The sequence below is a fragment of the Rhodococcus sp. P-2 genome, from assembly GCF_016598535.1.
GTDB lineage: Bacteria > Actinomycetota > Actinomycetes > Mycobacteriales > Mycobacteriaceae > Rhodococcus_F > Rhodococcus_F baikonurensis.
On the sequence record NZ_CP066779.1, the window covers coordinates 5,054,783 to 5,067,837 of the forward strand.

A 13,055-nucleotide genomic window follows, 5' to 3' on the forward strand; every position below is an offset into this window, starting at 1 on the left:
TCAGCTCTTCTGGGTTGCTGCGCGGAGCTGCTCGGCGGTTGCGTCGAGCAACTCGTTCCAGGACACCTCGAACTTGTCGACGCCCTCTGTCTCGAGGACCTTGAACACGTCCGCAAGATCGATGCCGACTGCAGCGAGCTGATCGAAGACCGCCTGCGACTCCTGAGCGGTGCCCGAGATCGTGTCGCCGGTGATCTCGCCGTGGTCGGCGAGAGCGTCGAGCGTCTTCTCCGGCATGGTGTTGACCGTGTTCGGCGCAACCAACTCGGTGACGTAGAGCGTGTCGGGGTAATCCGGGTTCTTCACGCCGGTCGACGCCCACAGCGGTCGCTGAGCCTTGGCGCCGTCGGCCAGAAGAGCCTGGAAGCGCGGCTGCACCTCGAAGATCTGCTGGTACGCGTTGTACGCCAGACGCGCGTTTGCGAGTGCAGCCTTGCCACGAAGCTCGAGGGCTTCCGGCGTGCCGATTGCCGTGAGGCGGTTGTCGATCTCGGAATCCACGCGGGAAACGAAGAACGAGGCGACCGACTCGATGGACGAGATGTCGCGGCCGGCAGCCTTGGCGGTGTCGAGACCGTCGAGGTATGCGCCCATGACTGCTTCGTAGCGCTCGACCGAGAAGATCAAGGTGACGTTGACGCTGATGCCCTCGCCGATCACCTTGGCGATGGCGGGAATGCCTGCCAACGTCGCGGGGATCTTGATCAGGACGTTCGGGCGATCGACGATCTTGTGCAGCTCGATCGCCTGCGCGACTGTGGCGTCGGTGTCGTGTGCCAGGCGAGGATCGACCTCGATGGACACGCGTCCGTCGACGCCGTTCGACGCCTCGAACTGCGGAGCGAGGATGTCACACGCAGCACGCACGTCGTCGGTGGTCACCGCGGTGATGGTGGCGTCGACATCGGCGCCGCGCTGTGCGAGCTCACGGACCTGAGCGTCGTAGGCCGATCCCTTGGAGAGTGCCGCCTGGAAGATCGACGGGTTGGTCGTGACGCCCACGATCGACTTCGTGTCGATGAGGTTCTGCAGGTTGCCGGACTGGATGCGATCTCGCGAGAGGTCGTCGAGCCAGATGGAAACGCCTGCAGCGGAGAGCTTTTCGGTATTCACGTTCTGTGTCATCGAGATCATCCCTTCACAGCTGCGAGGGAGCGCTGCGCGGCTTCGACAGTCGCGTCGGCAGTGATGCCGAACTCCCGGAACAAGGTCTTGTAATCGGCGGAAGCGCCGTAGTGCTCGAGCGAGACGGCCTGACCGGCATCGCCGAGGATGCGCCACCACGGCATCGCGATTCCGGCTTCGACGGACACGCGCGCGCGGACGGCGGGCGGAATGACCTCGTCGCGGTACGCCTGATCCTGCTCGAGGAACCAGTCGAGGCAGGGCACGGAGACGACGCGGGTTGCGACGCCCTGAGCTTCGAGGGTCTCGCGAGCCTCGGTGGCCAGATGCAGTTCGGAACCGGTGGCCAGCAAGATGACCTCGGGCGAACCGTTGGCTGCGTCGACGAGGACGTAAGCGCCGCGCTTGACTCCCTCGGCAGCCTTCTCCTTGGTGCCTTCGAGAACCGGGATGTCCTGGCGGGTGAGTGCCAGAGCCGTCGGGCCCGTCTTGTTCTCGAGTGCTGCCTGCCATGCGAACGAGGTCTCGTTGGCGTCACCCGGGCGGACGACGGCGAGGTTCGGGATCGCACGAAGAGCAGCGAGGTGCTCGACCGGCTGGTGAGTCGGGCCGTCTTCGCCGAGACCGATGGAGTCGTGGGTCCAGACGTAGGTGACGGCAGTCTTCATCAGTGCGGCCAGGCGAACCGCCGGACGCATGTAATCGGAGAAGACCATGAAGGTTCCGCCGTACGGGCGGGTCGGGCCGTGCAGCGCAATGCCGTTGAGGATCGAGCCCATCGCGTGCTCACGGATACCGAAGTGGAGCGTGCGGCCGTAGGGCTGCGCATTCCAGTCGTTGGTGGAGATGGAGAAGGGACCGAACGAATCTGCACCCTTGATGGTGGTGTTGTTGCTGCCTGCGAGGTCGGCGGAGCCGCCCCACAGCTCGGGCAGGATCGGTCCGAGCGCGTTGAGTGCAGAACCGGAGGCCTTGCGAGTCGCAACGCCCTTGGCGTCGGCCTCGTAGGTCGGCAGAGCGTCGGACCAGCCGGCGGGGAATTCCCCGGCGAACAGGCGGTCGAATAGTTCCTTGCGCTCGGTCTCACGTGCGGCCCACGCGTCGAACTCGACCTGCCATGCCTTGCGTGCGTCGGCGCCGCGGGAGACGACCTCACGGGCGTGAGCCAGCGCGTCGGCATCGACGTCGAAGGACTTGGCCGGATCGAAGCCGAGGGCTTCCTTGACCGCGGCAACCTCGTCGGCACCGAGAGCGGAGCCGTGGACGTCGCCGGTGTTCATCTTCTTCGGAGCCGGGAAACCGATGATGGTGCGGAGCAAGATGATGGACGGACGATCGACGACGGCCTTGGCCGCGGCAACCGCGTCGAGGATGCCGGAGACGTTCTCGCCACCTTCGACGTGCTGAACGTGCCAGCCGTACGCCTCGTATCGCTTTCCGACGTCTTCGCCGAGAGCGATGGTGGTGTCGTGCTCGATGGAGATCTTGTTGTCGTCGTAGAAGACGATGAGGTTGCCCAGTTCCTGGACACCGGCGAGGGACGAGGCCTCGGACGTGACGCCTTCTTCGATGTCACCGTCGGACGCGATCACGTAGATGTGATGGTCGAAGGGGGAGGAGCCGACCGGGGTCTCCGGATCGAACAGTCCGCGCTCACGACGCGCGGCCATCGCCATGCCGACTGCGGAGGCGAGACCCTGGCCCAGCGGACCGGTGGTCATCTCGACGCCGACGGTGTGGCCGACCTCGGGGTGACCGGGGGTCAGAGCGCCCCACGTGCGGAGAGCTTCGAGGTCAGCGAGCTCGAGACCGTAGCCCGACAGGTAGAGCTGGGTGTACAGCGTCAAGGACGAATGACCACAGGAAAGAACGAAGCGGTCACGGCCGACCCATTCTGCATCCGAAGGATCGTGGCGCATGACGCGCTGGAAGAGGGTGTATGCCAACGGCGCCAAGCTCATTGCAGTTCCGGGATGGCCGTTGCCGACCTTCTGAACCGCGTCGGCGGCGAGCACGCGGGCGGTATCGACAGCCTTGGTGTCCAGGTCGGTCCAGTCCGAGGGGTGGACGGGTTGCGTGAGGACGTGGATCTCGTCTGTGATCGACACTGGCAGATGTCTCCTGACATGGTGTACGTGGATTGCGAGGGTGGGGTGTCCCTCCACTGCGTAACCCAGCCTAATGGTCCTGGCTGTCCGGGTCGATTCGGTTCCTCAATGGCTGCGGTCTACCATCGTTCGTAGTAGAGAACAGTGTCAGCAGTGTGTCGTGAAGAGTTAGTGCGGTAACGCGTGGTGCAAGGAGAGAACGTGCGGACAGGGCAACAGCCGAGCGGACATGGCTTCGGCAGCCCAGGTGCCGCCCCGCGGGCGACCAATACCGATACGGTGTGGGGTCGCGCAACGGGCAAGGTTCTGGCTTATATCGCGCTCACGAAGCCGCGAGTGATCGAATTGCTGTTGGTGGCAACCATTCCGGCAATGCTGCTGGCCGATCGCGGAACAGTCGACATCGTTCTGATCCTCAGCACCCTCTTCGGTGGCTGGATGGGCGCGGCGAGTGCGAACTCGCTCAACTGCGTCGTCGACGCCGACATCGACAAGGTCATGAAGCGCACGGCGAAGCGTCCGCTGGCCCGCGAGGCGGTACCGACACGTAACGCGCTCGTCTTCGGGCTCCTTCTCGGACTCGCATCGTTCCTGTGGCTGTGGTGGCGAGCCAACCTCCTCGCCGGCATCCTCGTCGTGATCACGATCGCGTTCTACGTCCTCATCTACACGATGGTGCTCAAGCGTCGTACCTGGCAGAACGTCATCTGGGGTGGCGCTGCCGGATGCATGCCCGTGCTAGTCGGCTGGGCCGCTGTCACCGGGTCGCTGAGCTGGCAGCCCGTCGTGCTGTTCCTGATCATCTTCTTCTGGACGCCGCCGCACACCTGGGCGCTCGCCATGCGCTACAAAGAGGACTACAAAGCTGCCGGTGTTCCCATGCTTCCGGTGATCGCCACCGAAGAGCACGTCACCAAGCAGATCCTGTTCTACAGCTGGGCAATGGTCGTCACGACGCTTGTCCTCGTGCCCGCCTCGGGCGTCATCTACGCTGCCATCACCATCGTCGCCGGTGCGTGGTTCCTGCTCATGGCGCATCAGCTGTACCGCAGCGTTCGTGGCGGTGCTCAGGTCAAGCCGCTGCGCCTGTTCCTGCAGTCCAACAACTATCTTGCGATCGTTTTCGTCGGCCTCGCCGTCGACTCGGTTCTCGGACTCCAGACGATCAGCGACATGCTCAGCTGATTCTGCTGTGCGCCTTTATCAACCGCGGGCGGTTAATAAAGGCGCACAGCACTTCGCTAGGGGATCAGAACGATTGATCCTGTCGTTGCTCGACCTTCCAGATCCCGATGGGCCGTCGCCGCATCGGCGAGGGGATACTCGGCGCCGACGCGAATATCGAGTTTCCCGGCCGCAATGGCGTCGAAGACATCGCCGGCACGCCAGGTCAGTTCCTCGCGAGTGCGAATGTGGTGCGCGAGCGTCGGACGCGTCAGGAACAGCGATCCCGACGAATTGAGCCGCTGCGGATCGACAGGCGGAACCGGTCCACTGGCCGCACCGAACAACGCGACCGTGCCGCGGATACGCACGGAAGCCAAGCTCGAATCGAAGGTCGTCGCGCCGACACCGTCGTACGCTGCCGCTACTCCTTCGCCGCCGGTCAATTCCCGCACACGCGCTGCGATGTCCTCTTCGTACCGCAAGACCTCCGAGGCGCCGGCGCCGCGCGAGAGTTCTTCCTTCGCATCCGATGACACAGTGGTGATGACCTTCGCACCGAGGCTGACGGCCATCTGCGTCAGGATCAACCCGACGCCACCCGCACCTGCGTGCACGAGCACGGTGTCGCCGCTCTGGATCGGATACGTCGACTTCGCGAGGTAGTGCGCTGTCATCCCCTGCAGGAGCGCCGACGCCGCGGCCGAGGCGGGGACACCGTCGGGCACTTTCACGGCGACTGCGGCGGGAACAGCCACCTTCTCGGCATAGCTGCCGGTGGCCGCAGCCCACGCGACACGGTCGCCCACAGCGAATTCGGAGACGTCGGATCCGACAGCTTCGACGACACCGCTGCCCTCGTCGCCGGGAATGTAGGGGAGCGGACGCTTGTACTGGCCCATTCGGAAGTACGTGTCGATGAAATTGATGCCGATCGCTTCGGTCTTGACGAGTAGATCGCCTGGGCCGGGTGTCGGTTCGGGTTGTTCGGTCAGAGTCAGAACCTCTGGTCCGCCGGTCTCGGTCACGTAGATGGCTCGCATGGTTTCTGTTCTACACCCGAGGCGGCCGACGCTCAGTCCATGCCTGGTGTCGCTTTCGGGCTACCGACCAGTATTGTCGAGTCATGAGCACCGATACCGAGAAGTCGGACGCCACCCCGTCCGCGCCGGAACTGCCGAAGTCCACGGTGAACGCCATCACCAAGTTCGTCGCCGAGCACGGCGGCACCGCCAGCGCGGTCATCCAGCCGGTCGGCCTCGCCGGCGTCCGTATCACCCTCGTAGGTGCCGACGGCATCCTCGGTGATCAGGTCGTCGAGGACCTCGCCACGGCCAACGCGGTCGTCGCTTCCTTCGACACCGTCACCGTTGCCGAGTGGGAGCGTGAGCTGACGAGCATCGTCACCCCGCAAGACGGCCACTTCAAGAAGATGGCCGGTTGGGTCGCCAACCAGACTCGGTTCCCGAAAGCACGCAACGAATCCTGAAACGACGTGTGGGGCGTAGGAACACCTTTCGGTGTTCCTACGCCCCACACGTGTATTGAAAAGTATCAGGCAGCTGGTACGGGCGAGCTGGTCGGCGTGAACTGGCGGGTCTTACCCGCGGCCCACACTGCAGCGGTCGCAGCGGTGCACAGACCGGCACCGGCGACGTGCATGATCACCAGGACCTCCGGCACATCGGTGAAGTACTGAACGACACCGATGAGTGACTGCGCGAGGATAAGTCCCAGCAGGACCTTCAAGCGGATCTTCACCGCCGCGGATGTCCCGACCGCATACAGGCCGAAGGTCAGACCCACGACCAGGGCGAGGTATCCGACCAGCAACTGCGAGTGCAGATGAACGAGCGTCACGATCTCGATTTCCAGGCGGGGCACCGTTCGGTCCAGTCCCTTGTCACCCGCGTGCGGGCCTGCACCCGTTACGAGGGTGCCAGCGACCAGCACGCCGGCGAGCGCAACTCCGGACAGCGCGGTCAGCCAACGCAGCGGCTTCGGCATCACGATCAGAGTTGTTGCCTCGTCGGGTTCGGCGATCTTCGCGTACATCACCGTGGCGACCCAGACCATCAGCATCGACGCCACCAGGTGGATTGCCACCGTCCACCACAGCAGGCCTGTGAGGACGGTGATACCGCCGATGACTGCCTGAACGACCGTGCCGAGCGGCATCATCCAGGCGTAGACAAGCACCTCTTTGCGGCGGCGAGCGCGAGTCACCGCGAGCACGATAGCGGCAGCGACAATCACAACCAGGAACGTGAGCAGGCGGTTGCCGAATTCGACGGCTTGATGAATCACCGCGACCTGTCCGTGGCCGACCGGGACGAAGCTACCGGGGAAGCACTGCGGCCACGTCGGGCAGCCGAGTCCCGAGTCCGTCACGCGCACCACCGCGCCGGTGACAGCGATGCCACCCTGCGTCAGGATCACGATGAACGCGATGATCTTCTGCGTTTTCAGCGAGGGGAGAGGTAGTCGATCCACCAAGCGTAAAAATCCGGCATACACACGATTCACCACGCCAACGATCGTAGTTCCCCGTCAACTACACAGTGTCGTTGGGGGCAGCTCGCTCCGCGCCTGCCCCATGTCGTTGGGGGCAGCTCGCTCCGCGCCTGCCCCATGTCGTCGGGGGCAGCTCGCTCCGCGCCTGCCCCATGTCGTCGGGGGCAGCTCGCTCCGCGCCTGCCCCATGTCGTCGGGGGCAGCTCGCTCCGCGCCTGCCCCATGTCGTCGGGGGCAGAACTGCGCAGCGCCGTGGAGCCAGCTCGCATCAGTTCGCGCGAACCCGCACGATTCCCGAGATCGTTCCCTGGAAGTACTCGCCGGACTCGGTGATGAGTGCCGACATCTGCAGGGTGTCGTTGAGGATGGTCGACGGCAGCGGAGTCGAACCGATCTGTGACCCGTCCTTCGAGTCGATCACCGCGAACGAGTAACCGTCCAGCGGAGAGGTGTTCGCAGCGCCGTCCCGTGTCACGGTGTAGATCGAGCCGTCAGCCGTCGACAGGTGCGGTACCGCAGAGCTACGAATGGTGTTGTCCCACACGACATGGCAGCCGACCGGATCGATGTCGACGCGGGTCATTCCGCCGTTGAAGGGTGCCGTGGCGGGGACTGCTGGACCGGCACCTTCAGGAGTCGTGGGGTACGGGTATCCGTAAGTGCCGGCGACGTAGACGGAATGACCGATGCCGACGGGGGAGTTCTCGCTGCCGCTCGGCGAGCCGTCCTGGCTGGCCGCGGACAACACCGGCTGCGTGCACACCTCGGCGCCCGTGTCAGCGCGATAGACGTGCAAGCTCACCGTCGGATGAGCGTTGTCGACGATGGTCAAGAAATCGCTGCCCGTCGAAGGTCCGAAGTACGTCGGCGTCGATCCGGTTCCCCAGCTGAGCTGACCCGGATTGCGGGCCGGCCCGCGGTCGTACGGCTGACGCCAGTCGATGACGACCTCGTCGCCAGTTCGCTTCAGTTGGTAGAGCGCGTGGGTTGTCGCGACGGCAGTACCCGTCGGGGAGGTGGAGATGCTGTTCTGCACCTGTTCACCCTCGGGAAGCGCAAGGCTGTGCGCGATCCGATCCGTGCCGACATACCCGACGGTGCCGTGCCCGGTGGCGAACCAGACATTGCCTTCCCAGTCCGGAGCGAGGCCGGTGACGTTGTCGTCGGAGGCAACCGCGCCACTGAGATCGACTACATCCGCAAGTTCCAGCCGCCAACTGCCGTCCGGATTCTGAGCATGGGAAATGCGAACCAGTTGACGGTTTCCGTCGACGGCGACGAGACGGTTCTCGTTGTCGAGGTAGGCGTAGACGCCGCCGAGCAGACTGCCCTTCGCGAGCGGCAGTTGTGCCACGGATCTACCCAACGGCGTGGCGTCGGCCTTCGGATCGATCAAATGGATGGTGGGGATCTGGCCGATCATCGTCGTGCAGAGCGAGACGACCATTCCGTCGGAACCCTGGAGGACCGTCGGGCAGGCGGCCATCATCGGGAAGGCAGTGACCTCGTGGGGGCCGGTTCCGGGACCAGACAGCGGAGTGACGTCGGACGAGCCGGCGTCACCGTGCATGGTGGAGGTGCCGACGGGACCGAGGTGCGGATTTGCAGGTGCGAGTGGACCGGACACCGAAGGGGTCGCCGTTGCGGGTCCGGCACACAACATCACTGTTGCGGCCACACAGCCGACGATCTGAGCTGTCCGTCGTGTACTCACGTGAACTTGAACCACCTTGCTGCGCAGACACCGGCCACCGCGGCCCAGATGAGAAGTACGAGAATCGAGAACCAGTCCATCGAGGTGTCGAGGGCCGCTTCGAGTGCATGTGCGAGAGCGCCGGAGGGAACTATTCGCACCAGCGTGTGAACAGCGGTCGGCAGTTCGCCACTGGCGAAGACCACACTGCCGATGCCCACCATGATGAACCACAAGACGTTGGCGAGCGCGAGAACGATCTCTGCGCGCAACGTGCCGCCGAGCAGCAGTCCCAGCGCTGCAAAGGTAACGGTACCGATGGCAATGACCACGGCGCCGAGTAGAAGTTCGACGACCGACGGACGCCACCCCAACGCCAAGCCGATGGCACCGAGCAGCAGTGACTGCAGGGCAACAACGATGATGACGGCAGCGCTCTTACCGGCGATGATTCCCCACCGTGGGAGGGGAGTGGCACCGAGTCGTTTGAGCGCGCCGTATCGGCGATCGAATCCGACGGCGATGGCCTGTCCGGTGAACGCCGTCGACATCACGGCAACCATCATGACACCAGGGAGCACGGTATCGACCCGAGAATCGCCCAAATCGCCGATCGGAAGTAGGCACAGTCCGATGAGGAGGGTGATCGGGATGAACATGGTGAGCAGCAATTGCTCACCGTTGCGGAGCAGAAGTGTCAGCTCCAGTTTGGTCTGCGCCGCCAGCATCTTGGCCGCCGAACTGGGGCGGGGATCCGGCGAGAAGGTGCCTGGCTCGAAGCGGTTCTCGGCGAGCCGCCGGTCTCTGGCAACGCTGATGGGACTGCTCTGGCCGTTCGACGCTGTTTCGTTCATGACCTTGATCTCCGTCATCCCCTCAGTTCCCGGCCCGTCAATTCGAGGAAGACGTCTTCCAGACTCCGTTGATCGACGCGAATGTCGTTGATCAGCACGTCCTGATCGGCACACCACGTCGCAACCGTTGCCACGGTTGCCGGATCGATTGCCCCTTCGACGACGTAGGTGCCGGGGTTGGATTCCTCGATGCGGAACCCGGCGAGTGAACCGGCCAGCGAATCGAGGCTCAAACCCGGAACTGTCGTCAGACGGAGTTGTCCTTCTGCGCCCTTGCTGGTGACCTCCGCCGGCGTTCCCGACGCGACGATCTTGCCGTGGTCGATGATGACCAGTTCGTCGGCGAGCGCTTCGGCCTCGTCCATGAGGTGCGTGGTGAGCAGGACGCTCACGCCGTCGCGTCGCAGAGCGTCGATGAGTTCCCACACGAGTAGACGCGCCTGAGCGTCGAGTCCGGCGGTGGGTTCGTCGAGAAATACCAATTCAGGACGGCCGACCAGCGCGCATGCCAGGGACAGTCGTTGCTGCTGGCCTCCGGAGAGACGACGGTACGGGGTCTTGCGCGCATCGGTGAGGCCGAGTTTGGAAAGCAGCCAGGCGGGATCGAGCGGGTCGGCCGAGTATGCGGCGACGAGGTCGAGCATTTCTCCGGCCTTGGACCCGGGGTACGCGCCGCCGCCTTGCAACATGACGCCGATTCGCGATCGGACTTCACCGGAGTCGGCGATGGGGTCGAGTCCGAGCACCCGAACGGTGCCGGCGTCTGGGGTGACGAACCCTTCGCACATCTCGACGGTGGTTGTCTTACCGGCTCCGTTGGGGCCGAGCAGGGCAACGACCTGGGCCGTCTCGACAGTGAGATCGATACCGTCGACGGCTCGAACACCGTCGAAGGACTTGACGACACCCTGGATCTGTACCGCCGGCGTCGACGATCTGGAGGCTCTCGAGGTCACGGGGAATCAGCGTAAGCCCCCGCCGAGTTGTCTTCGTCTACCGGTCCGCCTTTCGTGATCTCCGCTACTGGCTTGTCGCTACGCCAAGGGAGTGAATTGCGGGTGAAGACGATGAGCGTTCCGGCGGTGAGGATGGTCGCGATGACGGCCTGCACGATCATGAACGGAAGATATTCGGCGCCGTTGGACATCAACATGACGCTGACGATCGAAGTGAAGACCACAGCTGGGATACGGAAGATCGGCGCGGTGGCCCACGCGGCCAACGGGAGAATCGCCCACAGCAGGTACCACGGCTGAACGACGGGGAACAGGAGAACGATCGCGCCGAGGGCGATGCCGAGTCCACCGACCGGATGAATGCGACCCATGTATACCGAGATCATCATCCGCGCGGTGACGAGCATGGCGACGAGAGTCGCGATGGGCCGCGTGATCGTGAGGATCGCGGTGGTGTGATCACCGAGCCCGAGCAGTACGCCGGCCAATCCCGTGCCGACGCCCAGCAGCGTCGGGATGGACATCCAACTCCGGACTGCGGTGGCGGTGTCGAGGGTGTTGATCCAACCCATACCGAGCCCACTGGCCACGCTGATGACAAACGTGACGACGGCGGCAACGATGCCCAGAAGAATCGCGGCTCCCGCCAGGGCTTTCCAGGTTCCACCCCAACGCCGGGCCAACGCCATGCCGACAAATCCCAGTGCAAGCAAAGACGGAATCTTGACCGTCGAGGACAACGCGATCAACCCGGATCCCGCGACGAGATAGAACAGTGCTTGCCCACGGATGGGCTCGGACCCTTCGACTGCCCGGAGGGCGATCTCGATTCCGGCGAGCATCAACCCGAGCATGAGAGCTTCGTTGTGGATGCCGGCCACCAAGTGGAAGAGCAACAGCGGGTTCGCGGCACCGAGCCAGAGTGAACTGACGGCAGAGACACCGCATCGTTTGGCCAGGCGCGGTATCGCCCACACGATGAGCGCGACGCCGGCCAATGCGAGCAGGCGGTGCAAGAAGATTCCGGCAACGATGTTGTCGCCGGTCAGCGAGCTGATCCCGCGTCCCAGCCACAGGAAGAACGGTCCGTACGGAGCTGGGGTGTCGCGCCAGATCGTCGGAACCGTGCGGGTCAGAACGTGGTCGACGCCCAGCGCCGCCTTGGGGCCGATGGCATACGGATCGAGTCCACGGGCCGCGATTTCGCTTTGTGCCAGATACGAGTAGACGTCGCGGCTGAACATCGGCGGCGCGACCGAGAGCGGCAGGATCCACAGCAGCAGTGTGCGGTCCAACTGAGAACGGGTCATACGCCGCGGCGCGCCGGAACGGCTGCGTATGTCCCCGACAGCAAATCGGCCCATCATCAGCCAGGCGAGAACGACGAGCACGGTTCCGGTCATCGTCATGGTGAGTGAGACGGTCGGCATACGTCCGGGCAGGCTGAGGACTCGAAGTCCTGCGGTCGGATTCTGAAGGACGGGTTGTGCGCCCGCGCCGAGTGCGCCGACTGCCATCAATACCGCGCCGGTTGCTCCGAATCTGCGGATCCCGCGCAGTTGTGCAGTTTCCTTCGCATTCAGGCCCGGGCGCTCGTCTTCGTCGCCGTGCAACACCGCGGCCATACTCTGCCGGGGAGCGGAACCGAAAGGCCGAACGCCGATCGTGGAAAGCGCGAGTGCCTTGGGTTTTTCCAGCAGGATCGCGCGCGCCGATCGCGCGGTCGTCGTCTTCTCGGGGGTCTGCGGCACACCAGGCAGCGTAGCGGCTCCATCCAGCCGGACAGACAAGCACAAACAACGTACGTTGTCCGGATATTCCCGAATGTAATGCAGGTTGCCCTTAGTAGACCTGCGAAAAGAATTCCGTCACACTTGTGTTGTGAAAAGAAATGCGTCAGACCCTCGAAGCAAGGAAGTTGCAGGTCAGCCCACTGTAGCGACCTCGCAGAGTGCTGTCGCAAATCCGGTGACGGTGGGCGTCGAAGGCCAGACCCGGGCCGCAGTGGTCAAGCTGCTACTCGAAGAAGGCCCCATTACCGCCTCCGAAATCGGCACACGCCTCGGTTTGAGTGCAGCAGGTGTCCGACGTCACTTGGATGCGTTGATCGAGTCCGGCGAAGCCCGAACGGCTTCGGCGTCGTCGCTGCGCCAGCGCGGACGAGGTCGTCCCGCCAAGCAGTTCCAGATCACCGCGACCGGTCGCGGGCGCCTGGGCCACACCTACGACGATCTGGCGGGAGCCGCGATGCGGCAACTCCGTGAAATCGGCGGAGATGCGGCAATCGAGGAATTCGCCAAGCGTCGGGTTCAGGCGATCGTCGGAGACGTCGAACCGGCTGATCCGACGGATGTCGACAACGTCGAGGCGACAGCGGACGCAATCGCCGAAGCCTTCAACGCGGTGGGGTTCGCAGCGTCGACCCGGCCGGTCGGCAACGGTGTGCAGATCTGCCAACATCACTGCCCGGTTTCCCATGTGGCAGAAGAGTTTCCGGAACTGTGCGAAGCAGAGCAGCAAGCATTCCGGCAGTTGCTCGGAACGCATGTCCAGCGTCTGGCAACCATCGCCAACGGTGACTGCGCCTGCACGACGCACGTGCCCCTCGTGTCCACCGGGAGTAGATGACCGGATCACAGTG

11 protein-coding genes are annotated in these 13,055 nt (G+C 64.2%); 3 read left to right on the forward strand and 8 right to left on the reverse strand.

Going from position 1 to position 13,055, the window contains the following annotated elements:
• Both tal and tkt read right to left on the reverse strand, forming a co-directional pair.
• Positions 1 to 1,125: a transaldolase gene (gene tal / locus I7X09_RS23715; protein ID WP_166810208.1), complete on the reverse strand. Its 1,125-nt coding sequence runs from the start codon at positions 1,123 to 1,125 to the stop codon at positions 1 to 3.
• Positions 1,126 to 1,130: 5 nt separating this feature from the next.
• Positions 1,131 to 3,233 (reverse strand): transketolase, encoded by a 2,103-nt coding sequence (gene tkt, locus I7X09_RS23720; protein ID WP_200313966.1) that lies wholly within the window; start codon positions 3,231 to 3,233, stop codon positions 1,131 to 1,133.
• A 201-nt stretch (positions 3,234 to 3,434) separates the two neighbouring features.
• Here tkt and I7X09_RS23725 point away from each other — a divergent pair, with 201 nt between their 5' ends.
• A complete protein-coding gene (locus tag I7X09_RS23725; RefSeq protein WP_003944994.1) occupies positions 3,435 to 4,418 on the forward strand; it encodes a heme o synthase in 984 nt (327 codons plus the stop codon).
• Positions 4,419 to 4,474: 56 nt separating this feature from the next.
• Here I7X09_RS23725 and I7X09_RS23730 read toward each other — a convergent pair whose 3' ends face one another.
• A complete protein-coding gene (locus tag I7X09_RS23730; RefSeq protein ID WP_200313968.1) occupies positions 4,475 to 5,440 on the reverse strand; it encodes a quinone oxidoreductase family protein in 966 nt (321 codons plus the stop codon).
• Positions 5,441 to 5,523: 83 nt separating this feature from the next.
• Here I7X09_RS23730 and I7X09_RS23735 point away from each other — a divergent pair, with 83 nt between their 5' ends.
• Complete coding sequence (locus I7X09_RS23735; RefSeq protein WP_095970181.1) at positions 5,524 to 5,886, forward strand: hypothetical protein; 363 nt, start codon at positions 5,524 to 5,526, stop codon at positions 5,884 to 5,886.
• A 65-nt stretch (positions 5,887 to 5,951) separates the two neighbouring features.
• Here the strand turns inward: I7X09_RS23735 and I7X09_RS23740 are convergent, their stop codons facing one another.
• From I7X09_RS23740 to mptB, 5 genes are all read right to left on the reverse strand, one after another.
• Entirely contained in the window at positions 5,952 to 6,926 is a 975-nt protein-coding gene (locus I7X09_RS23740; RefSeq protein WP_185564770.1) for a COX15/CtaA family protein, read from the reverse strand.
• Between the two features lie 253 nt (positions 6,927 to 7,179).
• Positions 7,180 to 8,574 (reverse strand): hypothetical protein, encoded by a 1,395-nt coding sequence (locus I7X09_RS23745; protein WP_234036974.1) that lies wholly within the window; start codon positions 8,572 to 8,574, stop codon positions 7,180 to 7,182.
• Between the two features lie 47 nt (positions 8,575 to 8,621).
• Positions 8,622 to 9,458 (reverse strand): ABC transporter permease, encoded by an 837-nt coding sequence (locus tag I7X09_RS23750; protein ID WP_378375607.1) that lies wholly within the window; start codon positions 9,456 to 9,458, stop codon positions 8,622 to 8,624.
• A 14-nt stretch (positions 9,459 to 9,472) separates the two neighbouring features.
• Complete coding sequence (locus tag I7X09_RS23755; protein ID WP_007727917.1) at positions 9,473 to 10,414, reverse strand: ABC transporter ATP-binding protein; 942 nt, start codon at positions 10,412 to 10,414, stop codon at positions 9,473 to 9,475.
• Positions 10,411 to 12,165, reverse strand: coding sequence for a polyprenol phosphomannose-dependent alpha 1,6 mannosyltransferase MptB (gene mptB, locus I7X09_RS23760; protein ID WP_200313971.1), 1,755 nt, complete (start codon positions 12,163 to 12,165; stop codon positions 10,411 to 10,413). The genes I7X09_RS23755 and mptB overlap by 4 nt, the downstream gene beginning before the upstream one ends.
• A gap of 130 nt (positions 12,166 to 12,295) precedes the next feature.
• Here mptB and I7X09_RS23765 point away from each other — a divergent pair, with 130 nt between their 5' ends.
• Positions 12,296 to 13,042, forward strand: a complete 747-nt coding sequence (locus I7X09_RS23765; protein WP_296555487.1) for a helix-turn-helix transcriptional regulator — start codon at positions 12,296 to 12,298, stop codon at positions 13,040 to 13,042.
• Positions 13,043 to 13,055 lie beyond the last annotated feature (13 nt).